Origin of the sequence: Streptomyces sp. NPDC101152 (genome assembly GCF_044768275.1) — a bacterium.
Taxonomy (GTDB): Bacteria; Actinomycetota; Actinomycetes; order Streptomycetales; family Streptomycetaceae; genus Streptomyces.
Genome location: NZ_JBIWPO010000036.1, coordinates 46,056 through 63,162, shown reverse-complemented (window position 1 = coordinate 63,162; position 17,107 = coordinate 46,056). Strand labels below are relative to the sequence as shown.

At 70.4% G+C, this 17,107-nt stretch carries 13 protein-coding genes and 3 pseudogenes; 10 read left to right on the top strand and 6 right to left on the bottom strand.

All coding sequences use genetic code 11. The features are described from left to right. Nucleotides 1–289: 289 nt before the first annotated feature. The 9 genes and pseudogenes from ACIRVK_RS33110 to ACIRVK_RS33070 all read left to right on the top strand — a co-directional run bounded on the left by ACIRVK_RS33110 (nucleotide 290) and on the right by ACIRVK_RS33070 (nucleotide 9,362). On the top strand, nucleotides 290–3,988 hold the full coding sequence (locus ACIRVK_RS33110) for a nitrate reductase subunit alpha (protein WP_404253664.1): 3,699 nt from the start codon (nucleotides 290–292) through the stop codon (nucleotides 3,986–3,988). 1 nt (nucleotide 3,989) lies between these two features. After that, nucleotides 3,990–5,525 (top strand): nitrate reductase subunit beta, encoded by a 1,536-nt coding sequence (gene narH / locus ACIRVK_RS33105; RefSeq protein ID WP_404253662.1) that lies wholly within the window; start codon nucleotides 3,990–3,992, stop codon nucleotides 5,523–5,525. After that, entirely contained in the window at nucleotides 5,522–6,298 is a 777-nt protein-coding gene (gene narJ, locus ACIRVK_RS33100; protein ID WP_404253660.1) for a nitrate reductase molybdenum cofactor assembly chaperone, read from the top strand. The genes narH and narJ overlap by 4 nt, the downstream gene beginning before the upstream one ends. After that, nucleotides 6,295–7,068, top strand: coding sequence for a respiratory nitrate reductase subunit gamma (narI, locus tag ACIRVK_RS33095; RefSeq protein ID WP_404253658.1), 774 nt, complete (start codon nucleotides 6,295–6,297; stop codon nucleotides 7,066–7,068). Before narJ ends, narI begins: the two co-directional genes overlap by 4 nt. After that, on the top strand, nucleotides 7,065–7,700 hold the full coding sequence (locus ACIRVK_RS33090; RefSeq protein ID WP_404253656.1) for a vitamin K epoxide reductase family protein: 636 nt from the start codon (nucleotides 7,065–7,067) through the stop codon (nucleotides 7,698–7,700). Before narI ends, ACIRVK_RS33090 begins: the two co-directional genes overlap by 4 nt. 70 nt (nucleotides 7,701–7,770) lie before the next feature. Next, nucleotides 7,771–8,125 (top strand): annotated as a pseudogene (locus ACIRVK_RS33085) (DUF6457 domain-containing protein); the annotation flags it as partial. A gap of 36 nt (nucleotides 8,126–8,161) precedes the next feature. Further along, a pseudogene (locus ACIRVK_RS33080) lies at nucleotides 8,162–8,608 on the top strand (class I SAM-dependent methyltransferase); the annotation flags it as partial. An 88-nt stretch (nucleotides 8,609–8,696) separates the two neighbouring features. Continuing rightward, nucleotides 8,697–9,008 (top strand): hypothetical protein, encoded by a 312-nt coding sequence (locus tag ACIRVK_RS33075; RefSeq protein ID WP_404253654.1) that lies wholly within the window; start codon nucleotides 8,697–8,699, stop codon nucleotides 9,006–9,008. A 15-nt stretch (nucleotides 9,009–9,023) separates the two neighbouring features. Next, nucleotides 9,024–9,362 (top strand): cupin domain-containing protein, encoded by a 339-nt coding sequence (locus ACIRVK_RS33070; protein WP_404253652.1) that lies wholly within the window; start codon nucleotides 9,024–9,026, stop codon nucleotides 9,360–9,362. A gap of 28 nt (nucleotides 9,363–9,390) precedes the next feature. Here ACIRVK_RS33070 and ACIRVK_RS33065 read toward each other — a convergent pair whose 3' ends face one another. From ACIRVK_RS33065 to ACIRVK_RS33050, 4 genes are all read right to left on the bottom strand, one after another. Beyond that, nucleotides 9,391–10,716 carry a PP2C family protein-serine/threonine phosphatase gene (locus tag ACIRVK_RS33065; RefSeq protein WP_404253650.1) on the bottom strand — a complete coding sequence of 442 codons (1,326 nt, stop codon included), beginning with the start codon at nucleotides 10,714–10,716 and terminating at the stop codon, nucleotides 9,391–9,393. Between the two features lie 199 nt (nucleotides 10,717–10,915). Further along, nucleotides 10,916–12,121 carry a globin domain-containing protein gene (locus tag ACIRVK_RS33060; protein ID WP_404253648.1) on the bottom strand — a complete coding sequence of 402 codons (1,206 nt, stop codon included), beginning with the start codon at nucleotides 12,119–12,121 and terminating at the stop codon, nucleotides 10,916–10,918. Nucleotides 12,122–12,383: 262 nt separating this feature from the next. Continuing rightward, nucleotides 12,384–13,973, bottom strand: a complete 1,590-nt coding sequence (locus tag ACIRVK_RS33055) for an oleate hydratase (RefSeq protein WP_404253646.1) — start codon at nucleotides 13,971–13,973, stop codon at nucleotides 12,384–12,386. 319 nt (nucleotides 13,974–14,292) lie between these two features. Further along, entirely contained in the window at nucleotides 14,293–15,270 is a 978-nt protein-coding gene (locus tag ACIRVK_RS33050) for an L-threonylcarbamoyladenylate synthase (RefSeq protein WP_404253644.1), read from the bottom strand. A gap of 198 nt (nucleotides 15,271–15,468) precedes the next feature. Between ACIRVK_RS33050 and ACIRVK_RS33045 the strand changes: the two are divergent. Further along, nucleotides 15,469–15,720, top strand: a pseudogene (locus ACIRVK_RS33045) (universal stress protein); the annotation flags it as partial. A gap of 235 nt (nucleotides 15,721–15,955) precedes the next feature. Here ACIRVK_RS33045 and ACIRVK_RS33040 read toward each other — a convergent pair. Then, nucleotides 15,956–16,549, bottom strand: coding sequence for a VOC family protein (locus tag ACIRVK_RS33040; RefSeq protein ID WP_404253642.1), 594 nt, complete (start codon nucleotides 16,547–16,549; stop codon nucleotides 15,956–15,958). A 99-nt stretch (nucleotides 16,550–16,648) separates the two neighbouring features. After that, the gene (locus ACIRVK_RS33035; protein WP_404253640.1) at nucleotides 16,649–16,999 is read right to left on the bottom strand and encodes an ArsR/SmtB family transcription factor; all 351 of its coding nucleotides are present in this window, start codon (nucleotides 16,997–16,999) and stop codon (nucleotides 16,649–16,651) included. Nucleotides 17,000–17,107 lie beyond the last annotated feature (108 nt).

The following is a 17,107-nucleotide window of genomic DNA, read 5'->3' as shown; positions in this document are numbered from 1 at the left end:
CAGCGTCGCTGGTCCTCGATCGCCGATAGCAAACAGGGCCGAACGGCCGGGTCCACGAGGGAGCTTCGGCCCAGGCACAGCCGACACCGCTCGTCTGGCGTCCGCTCCCATGCACCACGGCAGCCGCGCCCTCCCAACGTCCGCGCATAAGGCCCCAAACAAGCATTCAACGGTTGGCAAGAGGGACCTCGGTCCCCCAGAGCCGGACATGGACGGGACCGGTAGGACGTGCAGTGAGGGCCGTTAGGCCCAAGGCCCTGCCGATGGCAAAAACCTAACGTTCACGACCATGGAGAACGATCAGAAGGCACGGCCCGGACAGTCGCGCGTCGAAGGAGGCTGGCCGCTGGCCGCGCGCAGGCTGCTGAGCCGCCGTGAGGTCTCGGCCGACGGACGCGCAGTGTTCGGCGAAGCCGACCCGAAGTGGGAGGGTTTCTACCGGGACCGGTGGGCGCACGACAAGGTGGTGCGCTCCACGCACGGCGTGAACTGCACCGGTTCGTGCTCGTGGATGGTGTACGTCAAGGACGGGATCATCACCTGGGAGCACCAGGCCACCGACTATCCGTCGATCGGCACCGACTGCCCCGAGTACGAGCCGCGCGGCTGCCCGCGCGGTGCGTCGTTCTCCTGGTACACCTACTCCCCCAGCCGGGTCCGCTACCCCTACGTAAGGGGCGCGCTGCTGAAGCTGTGGCGCGAGGCCCGGCGGCGCCTGGGTGACCCGGTGGCGGCGTGGGGGGAGATCACCGGCGATCCGGCGAAGGCCCGCGCCTACAAGCGGGCCCGCGGCAAGGGCGGGCTGGTGCGTGCCGACTGGGACGAGGTGGCCGAGCTGGTCGCCGCCGCCCAGGTGCACACCATCAAGACGTACGGCCCCGACCGCGTCGCCGGCTTCTCCCCGATCCCCGCGATGTCGATGGCGTCCTTCGCGGCCGGCTCCCGCTTCATGTCGCTGATCGGCGGGACGCTGCTGTCCTTCTACGACTGGTACGCCGACCTGCCGGTCGCCTCCCCGCAGGTCTTCGGTGACCAGACCGACGTCCCCGAGGCGGCCGACTGGTGGAACGCGGGCTACCTGGTGATGTGGGGCTCCAACATCCCCGTCACCCGCACCCCCGACGCGCACTTCCTGACCGAGACCCGCTACAACGGCACCAAGGTCGTCGCGGTCAGCCCCGACTACGCCGACAACGTCAAGTTCGCCGACGAGTGGATGGCCCCGCACCCGGGCACCGACGGGGCGCTGGCGATGGCCATGGGCCACGTGATCCTGCGCGAGTTCCTCGTCGAACGCGAAGTTCCCTACTTCCAGGACTACCTGCGGAAGTTCACCGATGCCCCCTTCCTGGTGGGCCTGCGCGAGCATGAACACGGTCTCGTCCCGGACGGGTTCCTGACGGCCGCCGATCTCGGACACGACACCGAACACGCCGAGTCCAAGACGGTCTTCCTCGACTCGGCCACCGGTGAACCGGTGGTGCCGAACGGCTCGCTCGGCTTCCGCTGGGGGGAAGCCGAGCAGGGCCGCTGGAACCTCGATCTGGGCGGCGTGGTGCCGGAGTTGAGTCTGCTGGAGTCGGCAGAGGACACGGTGCGGGTGACGCTGCCCCGGTTCGACGAGGGGGCGACAGAGGGCGGCTCGGTCATGGTGCGCGGGGTGCCCGTGCGCCGCGTCGGCGGGCGGCTCGTCACCACGGTCTTCGATCTGATGCTGGCCCAGTACGGGGTGGCCCGGCCCGGTCTGCCCGGTGTCTGGCCGCTGGCGTACGACGACGCGTCCCAGCCGTACACCCCGGCCTGGCAGGAGACGATCACCTCGGTGCCGGCCGAGCAGGCGGCCCGCATCGCCCGCGAGTTCGCCCGCAACGCCGAACGCACCCGGGGCCGTTCGATGATCGCGATGGGCGCGGGCACGAACCACTGGTTCCATTCCGACACCATCTATCGCGCCTTCCTGGCGCTGACCACGATGACCGGCTGCCAGGGCGTCAACGGCGGAGGCTGGGCGCACTACGTCGGCCAGGAGAAGGTCCGTCCGCTGACGGGCTTCCAGCACCTGGCGTTCGCCTTCGACTGGCAGCGTCCCACCCGGCACATGGCCGGCACCTCCTACTGGTACCTGAACTCCGACCAGTGGCGCTACGAGGCCTTCGGGCCCGACGAGCTGGCCTCCCCCCTCGGGCAGGGGAGGTTCCAGGGCAAGGGCTTCGCCGACTGCCTGGCCCAGGCGGTGCGGCTGGGCTGGACGCCGGGCCACCCCGGCTTCAACCGCAACCCCCTCGATCTGGCGGACGAGGCGGCGCGGGCGGGCCGACCGGTCGCCGAGCACATCGTCGACGAGCTGAAGTCGGGGCGGCTGCGGTTCGCCGTAGAGGACCCCGACGACCCGGCCAACTTCCCGCGCGTGCTGACCGTGTGGCGGGCGAACCTGCTCGGCTCCTCCGGTAAGGGCAACGAGTACTTCCTGCGTCACCTGCTCGGTACCGACGCCGCCGTCCGCTCCCAGGAAACCCCACCCGAGGGGCGCCCGGAGGAGATCGTCTGGCATGAGGAGGCCCCCGAGGGCAAGCTCGACCTGCTGGTCTGCATGGACTTCCGGATGACCTCGACCGGGCTGATGGCCGACGTGGTCCTGCCCGCGGCGACCTGGTACGAGAAGGACGACCTGTCCTCGACCGACATGCACCCCTTCGTCCACGCCTTCACCCCGGCCATCGCCCCGCCCTGGCAGGCCCGCACCGACTACGACACGTTCCTGACCATCGCCGACCGGTTCAGCGAGCTGGCCGCCGAGCACCTGGGGACGCGCACGGACGTCCTGGCCGTGCCGCTCACGCACGACACCCCCGACGAACTCGCCCAGCCCGGAGGTGCCGTACGGGACTGGAAGGCGGGCGAGTGCGAGCCGATCCCCGGCCGGACCATGCCCAAACTCGTCACCATTGAGCGCGACTACGCGGCCATAGCCGAGAAGATGCGCGCCGTCGGCCCGCTGCTCGACACGCTCGGGACGACCACCAAGGGCGTCACCGTGCACCCCGACCGGGAGATCGACGAACTGCGGCACCGCTGCGGAACCGTCCGCGACGGAATCGCGGAGGGCCGTCCCTCGTTGGCGACCGCCTCCGACATGTGTGAGGCGATCCTCGCCCTGTCCGGCACCACCAACGGGCGGCTCGCCACGGAAGGCTTCCGGGTGCTGGAGCGGCAGACCGGCAGCGAGGGCCTGGTGGAACTGGCCTCCGAGCGCGAGGCCGAGCGGATCACCTTCGCCGACACGCGCACCCAGCCCCGGGCCGTGATGACGTCGTACGAGTGGTCGGGCTCGGAGACCGGTGGCCGACGCTACTCGCCGTTCGTCATCAACGTCGAGCACAAGAAGCCCTGGCACACCCTCACCGGCCGCCAGCACTTCTTCGTGCAACACGACTGGATGACAGAGCTCGGTGAGCAACTCCCGGTGTACCGGCCGCCGTTGAACTCACCTCGGCACTTCGGCGACGAGCAGTTGCACGAGGCCGGCCGGGCAGAGGTCACCGTGCGCTATCTGACCCCGCATTCGAAGTGGTCCATCCACTCGAACTACCAGGACAACAAGTACATGCTCGACCTGTCCCGGGGCGGCCCGGTGATCTGGATGTCCACTGCCGACGCCGAGAAGATCGGCGTGAAGGACAACGAGTGGATCGAGGCGTACAACCGCAACGGCGTCGTGGCCGCCCGCGCCGTGGTCACCCACCGGATGCCCGAGGGCACGGTGTACATGTACCACGCCCAGGACCGCAACGTGAACGTCCCGAAGACCGAGGTCAGCGGCAAGCGCGGAGGCATCCACAACTCCCTGACGCGGCTGCTGCTCAAGCCCACCCATCTCGCGGGCGGCTACGCGCAGTTCACGTATGCCTTCAACTACTACGGCCCGACCGGCAACCAGCGCGACGAGGTCACCGTCATCCGCCGTCGCTCGCAGGACGTGGAGTACTGATATGCGCGTCATGGCCCAAGTGGCGATGGTGATGAACCTCGACAAGTGCATCGGCTGCCACACCTGCTCGGTCACCTGCAAGCAGACGTGGACCAACCGAACCGGCGTCGAGTACGCCTGGTTCAACAACGTCGAGACCAAGCCGGGCGTCGGCTACCCGCGCCGTTACGAGGACCAGGAGCAGTGGAAGGGCGGCTGGATGCTCGACAAGCGCGGGCGTCTCGTCCTGCGCTCCGGGGGCCGGGTGAAGCGACTGCTGTCGCTGTTCTCCAACCCCGACCTTCCGTCCATCGAGGACTACTACGAGCCGGTCACCTACGACTACGACAACCTCGTCTCCGCGCCGGCCGGTAAGGACGTCCCGGTCGCCCGTCCCCGCTCGGTCCTCACCGGGAAGCCCACCGCCATCACCTGGGGCGCCAACTGGGAGGACGGCCTCGGTGGCGCTCCCGAGCACGCGGGCGGCGACCCGAACCTGAGCGGCGAGTGGGCCGAGAAGGTCAAGTTCGAGTTCGAGCAGACCTTCCTCTTCCACCTGCCCCGGCTGTGCGAGCACTGCCTCAACCCGGCCTGCGTCTCCGCCTGCCCGTCCGGCGCGATGTACAAGCGGGTCGAGGACGGCATCGTCCTGGTCGACCAGAACCGCTGCCGCGGCTGGCGCATGTGCGTGACGGCGTGCCCGTACAAGAAGGTGTACGTCAACCACGCCACCGGCAAGGCCGAGAAGTGCACCTTCTGCTTCCCGCGCATCGAGGCAGGCCAGCCCACCGTCTGCTCCGAGACCTGCGTCGGCCGGCTGCGCTACCTCGGGCTGCTGCTGTACGACGCCGACAAGGTGGGCGAGGCCGCGGCGACCCCCAACGAGCAGGATCTGCTGGACGCGCAGCGCGATGTGTTCCTGGACCCGTTCGATTCCGAGGTGATCGCGGCCGCACGGGAGTCCGGCATTCCGGAGGACTGGCTGGATGCGGCTCGCCGCTCGCCGGTGTACGCGCTGGTGTCGAAGTACAAGGTGGCGCTGCCGCTGCACCCGGAGTATCGCACGCTGCCGATGGTCTGGTACGTGCCGCCGCTCTCCCCGGTCCTGGACGCGGTCACCTCTGCGGGCGGCAACCAGGACGACCCGGACCATGTGTTCGCCGCCGTCACCCGGCTGCGCATCCCCCTAGAGTATCTCGCCGAGCTGTTCACCTCCGGGGACACGGACGTGGTCGCCGGGGTGCTGATGAAGCTGACCGCGTTGCGCTCGTACATGCGGCAGAAGACGCTCGGCGAGGCCGCCGAGGAGACCACGGTCAAGGCCGTGGGGCTGACCGCCCGGGAGGCCGAGGACCTGCACCGGCTGCTCGCGGTGGCCAAGTACAAGGACCGCTACGTCGTCCCGGCCGCCCACAAGGAGGACGCGGCCGCCCTGAGCGCCATGGAGAACCGCTGCCCGGTGGAGTCCTCCGGTGAGCCGGCCGAGCGGAAGGTCATGCTCGGCATCCCCACCCTCCGCCGCCGCAACCCCGAAGCCCCCGCCGGAGGCCACGCGTGAGCCCGCTCCCCGCCACCGTTCCCGCCATCGTCCGCACCCGTCTGCGGGCAGCCGTACGCCGCCCGGCCCGGCGCACGCCCGAGGAGGCGGAGGCCCGCGTCCTGGTGCTGCGGCTGTGCTCGCTGCTGCTGCAGTACCCGGACACCGAACTCGCCGCCGCCCGGCCGACCCTCACCGCCACCGTCAACGCGTTGCCCCCCTCGTCGGCCGCCACCGAACTGGCCGCCTTCACCGCCTGGTTCACCGGGCAGGAACCCGGCGCACTGGAACGGCACTACGTCGAGATGTTCGACCTGCGCCGCAAGAGCAGCCTCTACCTCACCTACTACCTGCACGGCGACACCCGCCGCCGCGGCATGGCCCTGCTCACCCTGGCCCAGCGGTACAAGGCCTCCGGTTGGGACATCGACAACGGAGAGCTGCCCGACCACCTCCCGGTCGTCGTGGAGTTCGCCGCCCTCGCCGGTCCCGGAACGGGTGAGGCCCCGCTGCGGCAGCACCGCCGCGGCCTGGAACTCATCCACCGAGCCCTGACCGACGCGGACTCCCCCTACCGGCACGTCCTGGCCGCCCTGCTCAGCCTCCTGCCCCCGGCGACCGAAGCCGACCTGAAGGCCGTGGCCGAACTGGCCGCCCAGGGACCACCCAACGAGGACGTCGGACTCGACCCGTACGGGAGCGGGGAGTTCGCCCCGCCCGGCACCTTCGTCCCGCCCGAGCAGGCTCAGCCGACCCTCGTTCCGCCCCTGTCCTCCCCGGAAGGCCTTCGATGAGCACCGCCTCTTCCCTCGTCGCAGCCAGCGGCTCGGATCTGCTGCTGTGGGTGGCGTTCCCCTACATCTGCCTGGCCGTGTTCGTCGTCGGGCACATCTGGCGCTACCGGCAGGATCAGTTCGGCTGGACCTCCCACACCAGCCAGCTGCTGGAGAACCGCTGGCTGCGCTGGGGCAGTCCGCTGTTCCACCTCGGTGCCTTCATGGTCATCGCCGGGCATGTCGTGGGGCTCGCCGTGCCCGCCTCGTGGACGGAGGCGGTCGGCATCAGCGAGCACGCGTACCACACCACAGCCGTCGCGGCGGGTTCCGTGGCGGGCGTTGCCATGGTCACCGGACTCGGCATGCTGTGCGCCCGGCGACTGCTGACCCGGCGGATCCGGCTCGGCACCGACCGCAGCGACAAGCTGCTCTTCCCGCTGCTGTCCGCGACCGTCCTGCTGGGCATCTCCGCCACAGCCGCGCACAACGTCTTCGGCCCCGGCTACGACTACCGGGAGACCGTCTCGGTCTGGTTCCGTGGCATCTTCACCCTCCAGCCGCAACCCGAGGCCATCGCCGGAGCACCGCTGCTGTTCCAGCTCCACGCTCTGAGCGCCTGCCTGCTCTTCGCCGTCTGGCCGTTCACCCGGCTGGTGCACGTGTGGAGTGTCCCGATCGGCTACCTCGCCCGGCCCTACCTGGTGTACCGGAGGCGTGCCGCGCCGACAGCCGGCTCGACCGTGCGCGTCCCCAACCGCACGGCCCGCCCCGGGCGGCGCGCCGCATGATCCACCCACCGGCCCGCACGCCGAACGCAACGACCGCACAGCATGCCCGGGGGGCGGGCGCGAGCCGCGGCACCGGCCTGGTGCTTCTCCTGACCGGCGCCCTCGGCTGGCTCGCCTCCTTCCAACTCGCCGTGGACGACTGGCGGCTGCTCAAGGACCCCTCCTACCAACCGCCGTGCAACATCAGCCCGGTGGTGAGCTGCGGCAGCGTCATGTCCAGCTCGGAGGGGGGTGTCTTCGGCTTCCCCAACATGCTGCTCGGCCTGGGCGCGTTCGCCGCCGTGGCCGTTCTGGGTGCCGTCGTACTCACCGGGACACGCCTGCACCGACGGCTGTGGCTCGCGCTGGCCGCCGGGGCGCTGGCGGGGGTCGTGTTCGTGCACTGGCTGATCGTCCAGTCGCTGTACGAGCTGAGCAAGCTCTGCCCCTACTGCGCCGTCGTCTGGGTCGTCACCATCGCCCTCTTCTGGTGCGTGACCCTGCACTGCGTCAACCACGGGATCGTTCCGGTCCCCCACAGCCTCCTCGTAATCCTTCGGGACACGCACTGGATGCTGCTCGGCGCCTGGTACGGGGTGATCGCCCTGCTCGTGCTCACCCGGTTCTGGCCGTACTGGAGCGGCCTGATGTGACCGGCTGCCTCGAGGCTTCGCCGATCGGCCGCAGACCGCACGAACGAAGGGAACAGTCCTCATGGACGGCGTACTGGCGGAGTGGACCGCCGCTGTGAAAGCCGACCTGGGCATCGACCTCGAGGTCGACCGGGCGCTCCTCCTCAGTCTCGCGGGCGACGCCGCTCACGGCGTCGCCCGGCCCGCCGCCCCGCTCACCACCTTCCTCGTCGGATAAGCGGCGGGAAGTACCGGCGGTGGGCCCGAGGCCGTGGCAGCCGCAGCCCGGCGCGGGAGATCTCGCGGCCAAGTGGGCCGCCGAGGACGACCACCGTCCGAGCGCGCCCGGGACACCCGGCGGTACCGGTTGCACCGGCCCACAGGGCCCGACGGTCGGGACCTTCGGCCCCAGCACTCGGACCACACACCGAGTTAGGTTCACCTAAGTACAGGTCGGTGCCCGCAGAGAGCGAGGCACGAACATGGCAGCGACGGATCCTCGGGCCCTCCACGAGAGCGTCCCCGTACCCGGCGACGGACTGGACGCCGCCCGTATGCCCGGCCACTGGCTGCTGGCACGTCTGGGCAAGCGGGTGCTCCGCCCCGGCGGCCTGGAACTGACCCGCTGGATGCTGGACGCCCTGGACATCCGCAGCGACGACCGAGTGGTCGAGCTCGCCGCGGCGCTCGGCGCCACGGCCCGGCTCACCCTCGAACGCGTCCCGGCCGCGTACACCGCCGTGGACCGCGACCCCGCCGCGGTAGCACGACTGGGCACCCTCACCGCCCCAGGACCCACCGAGGTGGCCGCGGTGCGAGGGGACGCCACCGACACCGGTCTGCCGTCCGGCAGCGCCACCGTGGTGTACGGAGAGGCCATGCAGACCATGCAGCCCGAGCCCGCCAAACGCCGCGTCATCCGAGAGGCGCGCCGGCTGCCCGCCGACACCGGCGGCCGGTACGGCATCCACGAGCTGTGCCTGCTGCCCGAGGACCTCGACGGCCGAGCACGCCGAGGTGATCAGCAGGGATCTGGGCGCGGCCATCCACGTTGGCGCCCGCCCCCTGCCCCCGCGCGGCTGGGCCGCCCTGCTCGCCGCGGAGGGCTTCACCGTCACCGCTCGCCGGCGGACGCCGATGGCCCCGCTCGAACCGCGCCGTCTCATCTCCGACGAAGGGTTCACGCAGATGTTGGGCATCGCCGGCCGGGCCCTGCGCGACCCGGCGGCCCGGCGCCGAGTCCTGGAGATGCGCCGCGTCTTCCGCCGCCACCAGGCCCACCTGGGGGCCGTCAGCCTCATCGCCAACCCCACCACGTCGACTTCCTGAGGAGAGGCGACCCGCATGTCCGCCACCGTGATCCCCGACCTGACCGCCGAACTGCCCCTGGCCGAGGACGGCACCCTCAGCCGCGTCCTCTACCGCGACGACCGTCTGCGTGTGGTCGGCTTCGCGTTCGCCGCCGGACAGGAGCTGACCGAACACACCTCGGCCCTGCCGGTCGTCATCCAGGTCGTCCAGGGCCGCCTCGAGCTCGTTCTGGGCGAAGAGAAGACCGAGGCGACGCCCGGCAGTTGGATCCACCTGCCCGCCCGGCTGCCACACACCGTGCGCGCCACCGAGCCCACCGTCATGCTGCTGACGATGCTGCCCGGGACATCCAGCAGCTCAGCAGAGGTGTGACCGTCGCCCCACTACATCCGGGAGGCTCCTAATCGTCCGGGGTGCGCAGAGCGAGGACGGCGACGTCGCCGTCGAACACCTGCCGGCTTTGGGCGATCAGGGCGTCGCACAGCTCCTCCAGCGGGGCCCCGGCCAGGCGGGCCGCGTGCTCGGACAGGTCGTCCAGCCCCGTATCGATGTTCTGGCCACGGCGCTCGACCAACCCGTCGGTGAACAGCAACAACGTGGCGCCCGGCGGAAGCGGGCAGGTGTGGCTGTACCGCGGGACGGACGCGTCGATGCCCACCGGGATCCCGTGCCGAGCGGGCGCCAGGTAGGAGGTGCTGCCGTCCGGCCCGATCAGCAGCGGAGGCGGGTGCCCGGCGTTGCTCCAGCCGAAGGTGTACCCCTCAGGAGTCCGTTCGAGGCGGCCGAACACCAGGGTGGCGGTCGGTGGGTCCTCGAACATCGTCAGGGTGTGGTCCAGGCGCGACACCACCAGACCGGGCGGCCCGCACCGGTCGAAGGCAAGGGCCCTCAGCATGTTGCGGATCTGGCCCATCAGCGCGGCGGCCTCGACGTCATGGCCGGTCACGTCGCCCACCACCACACACGTCGCACCGTCGGGCAGGACCATGGCGTCGTACCGGTCGCCGCCGAGCCTGGGCAACTCGGATGCGGGCTCGTAGCGGGCCGCGGCCTCCAACGGCGCCAGGTCCGGAAGGACGGGCAGCATTCGGCGCTGGAAGTGCTCGGCGGCGCGTTTGAGGTGTTCGTACAGCCGGGCGTTCTCGATGCTGACGCCCGCGGCGCTGGCCAGCGCGGTTAGCAGGTGTTCGTCCTCGTCGTTGAAGGGCGTACCGTCCCGTTTGTCGGCGAGGTAGAGGTCACCGTAGACGGTCCCGCGCACCATGAGGGGAACGCCGAGCAGGGTCCGCATGGCCGGGTGCCCGGCCGGGAAACCCGCGGAACGGGGGTGCGCGGCCACGTCCGCCACCCGCAGCGGCTGCCGGTCGTCCACCATGGTGTGCAGCAGTCCATGGCCCTGCGGCAGGCCCATGGCAGCGCACAGGTGCGGGTCGTCGACACCAACCGTGATCAGGTCGGTTACCGTGTCGCTCTCCGAGAGCACGCCCAGGGCCGCGTAGCGAGCTCCGACGAGATGTGCCGCCGCTTCCACGATGCGGTGCAGCACGGTGCGGGTGTCCATGTCGCCGCTCATCGCCACGACCGTGCCGAGCAGCTGCCGCAGCCGTTGTGGATCGAGAACGAGCGGCGATGCATGGGCGGTCGCTCCGTCCCGGGCCCCTTGCCGCGCCTCGCCGACCGGAAAGGCTCCGGACCGCGGGCTGTCGTTGGACGGATCGTGCACCATGGTGAGATTCCTCCCGGCGCCGCCCGGCGCCGTCATCACCGCGCCTTCCCTGTCACCCTACGCGCTCACGCGACGAGGGGCAGGCTCCTCGACACGGGGTGAGGCACGGCGGTCAGCCTTTCGGCAGCGGACGCCACCGGCGCCGCGGCGGCGTCCCCTTCTGAATCCTCCGCCGGCCGCAGCGCCGAGACCATGGCCCTCAGCCTTCCGCGTGGGCGAGCCACAGGTCGGGGCCGAAGACCTCGTAGCGGATGCTGCGTGCCGGGACGCCGGCCTGGAGGAGCTGGGCGCGGACGGTGCGCATGAAGGGGAGTGAGCCGCAGAGGTAGACGTCGGCGTCGGCGGGGAGGTCCAGGCCGTCGAGGTCCATCAGGCCGGTGTGGGAGCCGAGTTCCTCGGTCGCGTCCTCTTCGTACCAGAAGTCGGCCCTCGCGTCGGGCAGTTGCTCGACCAGGCGCTGGGTGTCGGCGCGCAGGGCGTGGTCGGCCGGGGTGCGGTCGGCGTGCAGTACCCGTACGGGCCGGGTCGAGCCGGTGGCGGCGAGGTGTTCGAGCATGGCGACCATCGGGGTGCAGCCGATGCCGGCGGAGACCAGCAGCAGCGGAGTGTCGGCGTCGTCGAGGACCACGTCTCCGAACGGAGCGGACAGGGTGAGCTCGTCGCCGACCCGTACGGTGCGGTGCAGCTGGTTGGAGACCTCGCCCTCCGGGGCGTCGGCGACGCTCGCCACCCGCTTGACGGTGATGCGTCGCAGCCGGTCGCCGGGGGCGTTGGACACGCTGTACTGGCGGGTCTGGTGGATGCCGTCAGGCATGAGCGCCTTGACGCTGACGTACTGGCCGGCGCGCGCCTGGGGCAGGGGTCCGTCGTCGGCCGGGCGCAGCAGGAAGGAGACCACGTCCGGGGTCTCCTCGCGCCGCTCGACCACGGTCCACTGCCCCCACGGCTCGCGGGGGTCGACCTCGGCCTCCTGGTAGAGGCGCGCCTCCTGGGCTATGAGGGCGCCGGCCATCAGCCAGTACACCTCGTCCCAGGCACCTGCCACCTCCGGCGTGACCGCGTCGCCGAGTACGTCGGCGATGGCGCGGAAGAGGTACTTGTGAACGATCGTGTACTGGTCCTCCGTGACGCCCAGCGCGGCGTGCTTGTGCGCGATTCGGGCCAGGAGGGCGTCCGGCCGGGCGTCCGGGTTGGCCAGCAGTGCCTGGGCGAAGCCCGCGATGGATCCGGCCAGTGCCCGACGCTGCTCCCCGCTGGCCTGGTTGCCGCGGTTGAACAGGCCGTCCAGCAGATCGGGTTGCTCGGCGAACATGGTGCCGTAGAAGCGGGTGGTGATCTCGTCCAGGGCGCCGCCGACGGCGGGCAGGGTGGCGCGAACGACAGCGGCCGACTCGGGCAAAAGCATGGAACTCCCCTGAGATGTGGATAGCTGGAGGGACGGCGTTCACCGTCACAGCCGGGATCCGTCGTGCGGTCCGGCCGGCACATCGATCATCTGGTGTGGCCGTCACCCGGAACAGGGCCGAACCGCCCCAGCAGACTGGGCCCGTCGGTCCGGCCCCGGGCAAGGCATGATGCTCATCACAAGGGGGCGGACCCGGTTTGCCCACGACGGAGCCGTGCCTGGACCGCCGACGCTTCCTCAACTGCGGTTGGCCGGCTGCAGGTCAGGCCAGGGCGGCCCTGAGCACGCCGATGGCCGTCTTCGGGTCGGCAAGGGCGTGGTAGATGCCGGGGATCTCGTGGTCGAGGCCGAGCAGGCCGTAGACGGCGTGCATGGCGCCGCGCACGGAGTACTCGACGGTGAAGACGACGTCCTCCGGGATCTCCGTGAACTGGCCGAGGAACGCGAAGTTCGCGGCGCCTCGCGGGATGACCAGCGGCCGGTCGTGGACCGTGCGCGGGGCGAACTGGCTGGTGATGTACGGCAGCATCACCGGGATCACGGTTGTCGTCGCCGCGACCTGCTCCTCGATGTCCCACAATCCGAGGTGGTTGAGCAGTTCGGTGAGGATCTCCCGACCGGTGGCCTCGGCCATCGTCTTTCCGACGAAGTCGCCCTCGTTGTCGACGAAGAGGCCGTAGCCCCACAGGGTGTAGACGTCCTCGGGCTGGCCGTCGAAGTGCGGGGCGTGCGGGACGACGATGGACATCAGCCAGTTGGAGTCCTTGAACGTCATCAGAGCGCCGGTGCCGGGGAGGTTGCCGGACAGTTCCTCGATGCGGTGCAGGAGCAGCGGGCTGCGCATGGTCAGGGTGAAGGACTCCCATTTGGCCTCTTCCACGTTGCCGTAGAAAGCGGCCGGGCGCCCGAAGTCGTCGGCCTTGGCGGTGATGGTCTCCCACAGCCGCCAACTGCCGTCACGCTTGCCCCGGATCAGTTCGGGCGCGGTGTCGTCACTGCCGTATGCGGCATCGGCGGTCATCGAGCCCAGGGTGAGGAACGCGTAGTCGGTGTCCGCGAGGTGGTACGCGTCAGGCTGTCCGGCGCGGTCGAGGTGGAGGCGCCGCACCCGCCTGGTGCCGTCCTCCTCGGTGGTGAAGTCGACGTCGGTGACGCGCACACCGTGCTCGAAGCGGACCCCGCGCTCCTTCAGCCAGGCCTGCAGCGGGCGGATGATCGAGTCGTATTGGTTCAGGCGGGTGCGGCGCACGCCCGCGAGGGTGTGCATACGCGGGAACTCCTGCATGAACCGCAGGAAGTAGCGCTTGAGTTCGATGGCGCTGTGCCAGTTCTGGAACGCGAACGTCGTGCGCCACATTGCCCAGAAGTTGGTCTCGAAGAAGTGCGCGGAGAAGAAGTCCTCGATCCGGCGCGCCCCGATCACCGCCTCCGGGAGCACGAGCAGCCGGGTCAACTCCAGGCGGTCGCGGGTGTCGAGCCCGTAGTCGGAGGCGTCCAGGATCTCGGCGCCCTTGCCGATCAAACGGGCCTTGGCGTCCGTGGGCCACTTGGCGCTGAACTCGCGGATCTCCTCGCGCACCGACACGGTCTCATCGGTGAGGGTGGGGATGGTTTCCAGGAGGTTCCACAGGCACGTGTAGGCCTCGTCCTCCAGCATGCGTCCGCCGCGCGAGACGTACCCGCCGGGCGCGCCGGAGCCGTCCATGGAGCCACCTGTGACCGGGAGTTCCTCCAGGATGTGGATGCTCTCACCGGGGAAGTCGCCGTCACGGATCAGGAAAGCGGCGGCGGCCAGAGAGGCGATGCCGCCGCCAACGAGGTAGGCCCGGGACTGCTGCGGAGCGTCGGTCATGACGTCCCTCCGTTCTGCCGCCCGCTGTCACGGACGGCCGACTGTGGTCACGAGCCGTGCAGCGGTCCGCCCCTGGGGCGGCAGCGGTGTGCGCACGGCGCAGCGCCGACGGGATGGAGCCGGCGCCTGTAACCGTCAGTGAACTCGTGAGGAAGCTGTACAGGCAGGGGCCGGATGTCTCTGTCGTCCGGCCGACCGGCCCACGGCGGACGCAGCCTGCGCCGCGCCGGCCAGGACCAGGTCGTCGCCGCGGCCGTCGCCGGCTGCGCCGGGTCTGGGCCCCAGGGCCGACGGCAGGATCATCGGACGTCGGTGCCGGTCACACGGCGGACCGGGGTCCTGCAGCGCGGCGCAACCGGTTGGCGATCGCCAGTCCCAGTCCCTCTTCCACCGGCACGGAGGCGATGATGAGGTCACACCCCTGTTGGTCGAGTTCGCGAAGGAATCCGTACAGCTCACGCGCGTACGCGGCCGTCGAAGCGGGGACCGTCACCACAGCGTGCGCCTCGACCGGGGCTTCGGCGAAGGAGGGCGGAAGGAAGACGCCCACCTTGTGTCCCAGCTCCTGCGCGGCTTCCGCTTCGGCGATGACCTTCTCTGGCTCGACCAGGACGACCCTCGCACGCGGCGCGTAGTGGGACGGATGCTGGCCCGGCACCCGGACGCGGCTGGTCGAGTGGACCGCGAGCGGGCAGCCCAGCACGGCTTCGAGGTCCTCGCGCGTCACCCCGCCAGGCCGCAGGATGCTCGGGAGTTCGCCCGTAGCGTCGACGATGGTCGACTCCACGCCGATCTCACAAGGGCCGCCGTCCAGGACGAAGTCGACGGCATCGCCGAGCTCTGTACGGACGTGCTGCGCGGTGGTGGGGCTGACCTGGCCGAAGCGGTTGGCGGACGGAGCCGTGACACCGCCGCCGAAGAGCGACAGCAGCTCGAGTGCGACGGGATGGTCGGGCACCCGCACGGCCACCGTCTCCAAGCCGCCGGTCGCTTCGAGGGGCACCCGGGGACCGCGCCGCAGGACCAGCGTGAGTGGTCCGGGCCAGAAGCGTTCGGCCAACACGCGCGCCGTCGCGGGTACGTGCTCGACCCAGTCGTCGAGCAGCTCCGCGCCGCCGATGTGGACGATCAGCGGATGCGAGGGCGGACGTCCCTTGACCCGGAAGATGCGCGAGACAGCAGCCGAATCCTCGGCGTTCGCGCCCAGACCGTAGACGGTTTCGGTCGGCAAAGCCACCAGCCCGCCGGCGCGCAGCACACCGGCCGCCTTCTCAACATCCCTGGTTCGTGCGGTCACTATGCCATCCTCCCACCGTCCAGCTCTCCACATTCCGTGGCCTCACCAACGCATAACGACGCAACCACGGCCGACGGCACCACATCCAAGGGCGGCGGGTATGGGCCGCCGGGTCACCCACCGGGACCGTTCGGCCCCTGCCCACCTCGCGGCCGCGCGGGGAGTGTGGAAGATCCCCCACCGGGAGGGCAGCACACCATGCAACGAGCGATCATCGCCGGCGTCGACCGGTCGGCACGCAGCCGCGCAGCCGCGGAGTGGGCCACGCGCGAGGCGCTGCTGCGCGGAGTGCCGCTGCGGGTGGTGCACGTGGTGCCGCCTGCGTCGCTGGATCCCGTGGAGCAGTGGCCGTACCGTCCGCAGGCGGTGGCCGAGCACGTGGTGGCCGAGCTCGTGGAGCGGCACCCGGCGCTGAGTGCGCGGGGCGAGAGCTTCACCGGAGAGCCGGCCCCGGTACTGTGCGCGAGTGACGGACCACCTCAAGGCGGTCTGAGACGCCGCTCTCACCCTGCCGGCGTCGACTGCCACCGGGCAGTCGGCGTGATGGAGCAGCGTGTGGGCGACCCGGCCGAGCTGGAGGCCGAGGCACGCGCCCCGGAACCCTTTCGACGAAGATCGCCGAACACAAGGCTCCGGATCACTCACCCTGCGCAAAGCAGGCCTGGAATGCGGGGGAAGCGGGGCATCAGCGCGTGACGTGGAATTCGTTCCCGCCTGCGTCGAGGAACTCACCAGGTTCCCAGTCGGGATGCGCGACCTCCAGGCGCAGCCTGTTCCGCGCCGCCTTCGGCGCCGCAGGCGGCCCCATCACCAGCGAGACCGTGCCGGTGGGGCTCCGGCGCAGCCGGACACCCCAGTCGTGGGACTCAACCGTCTGCCAGTCGGTCCGGGACTGCCAGAAGGCCAGTTGCGCGTCGCGGTCCTCCTCGGAGACGTCGAGGCAGATCGCGACGAGCCCGGAGTCGGCAAGCACGCCGGGGTGATCGGGGCGCAGTACACAGAACTCGTTGCCCTCTGGATCGGCCAGCACGTCCCACGGGACGTCCCCTTGGCCGATGTCGACCCGCGTCGCACCAAGTGCCAGCAGGCGCGCCACCTCTGCCTCCCATTCCGGCCCCCCGGCGAGGTCGAGGTGGAGTCGGTTCTTGTCCGCGCCCTTCGGCTTCGCGGTCGGCACGAACCGCAGCTGCAGGCCGCCCATCCGACCCTGCACCGCGTCCTGCCAGAAGCGTTCCATACGTGCGACATCCAGCGCGTCGATCACGATCCCGGTCAGCATCCCGTTCCCCTCTCTCCCGCCGGCCGTCAGAAACAAGACCAGCGCACAACCCCGGACACCCTGTCGACCAAGGTGGCGATCGCCGTCCGACGGCCGTCGCTATGACGGCGGCCTCCCCTCCAGCCGGGCCGACTGCAGATCGGCGAGTAGTTCGGCTTGCCCGGCCAGTACGCCGGAGAGGATGGTGCGAGCGACTCGGAGGAGTTCGGCGACGTGGGGACTGGTAAGGGAGTAGTACACAGTGGAGCCCTCCTTACGCGTCTTCACCAGGTTCGCCCGGCGCAGCACCGCCAGCTGCTGGGACAGGTGGGCCGGCTCGATACCCACCTCGGGCAGCATCTCAGCAACCGCGTGCTCACGTTCGCTCAGCAGCTCCAGAACACGAATCCGGGCCGGGTGACCGAGCGTCTTGAAGAACTCGGCCTTCAGTTGGTAGAGCGGCGTACTCATCGTGCCGTCTCCTTCTCGACACAACAGCACGGCTCCACTGACCGGGCCTCGGCGCGTCGCATCCACCCACTCGTCAAGTACATACGACTCATCCTTGCTTGCGATCCC

Excerpts from the sequence above, each read along its gene's own strand:
- narH (WP_404253662.1), top strand. The coding sequence starts at position 3,990 with ATGCGCGTCATGGCCCAAGTGGCGATGGTGATGAACCTCGACAAGTGC.
- ACIRVK_RS33055 (WP_404253646.1), bottom strand. The coding sequence starts at position 13,973 with ATGACCGACGCTCCGCAGCAGTCCCGGGCCTACCTCGTTGGCGGCGGC.
- ACIRVK_RS33110 (WP_404253664.1), top strand. The coding sequence starts at position 290 with ATGGAGAACGATCAGAAGGCACGGCCCGGACAGTCGCGCGTCGAAGGA.
- ACIRVK_RS33040 (WP_404253642.1), bottom strand. The coding sequence starts at position 16,549 with ATGCTGACCGGGATCGTGATCGACGCGCTGGATGTCGCACGTATGGAA.
- ACIRVK_RS33060 (WP_404253648.1), bottom strand. The coding sequence starts at position 12,121 with ATGCTTTTGCCCGAGTCGGCCGCTGTCGTTCGCGCCACCCTGCCCGCC.
- ACIRVK_RS33090 (WP_404253656.1), top strand. The coding sequence starts at position 7,065 with ATGATCCACCCACCGGCCCGCACGCCGAACGCAACGACCGCACAGCAT.
- narI (WP_404253658.1), top strand. The coding sequence starts at position 6,295 with ATGAGCACCGCCTCTTCCCTCGTCGCAGCCAGCGGCTCGGATCTGCTG.
- ACIRVK_RS33035 (WP_404253640.1), bottom strand. The coding sequence starts at position 16,999 with ATGAGTACGCCGCTCTACCAACTGAAGGCCGAGTTCTTCAAGACGCTC.
- ACIRVK_RS33070 (WP_404253652.1), top strand. The coding sequence starts at position 9,024 with ATGTCCGCCACCGTGATCCCCGACCTGACCGCCGAACTGCCCCTGGCC.
- ACIRVK_RS33065 (WP_404253650.1), bottom strand. The coding sequence starts at position 10,716 with ATGGTGCACGATCCGTCCAACGACAGCCCGCGGTCCGGAGCCTTTCCG.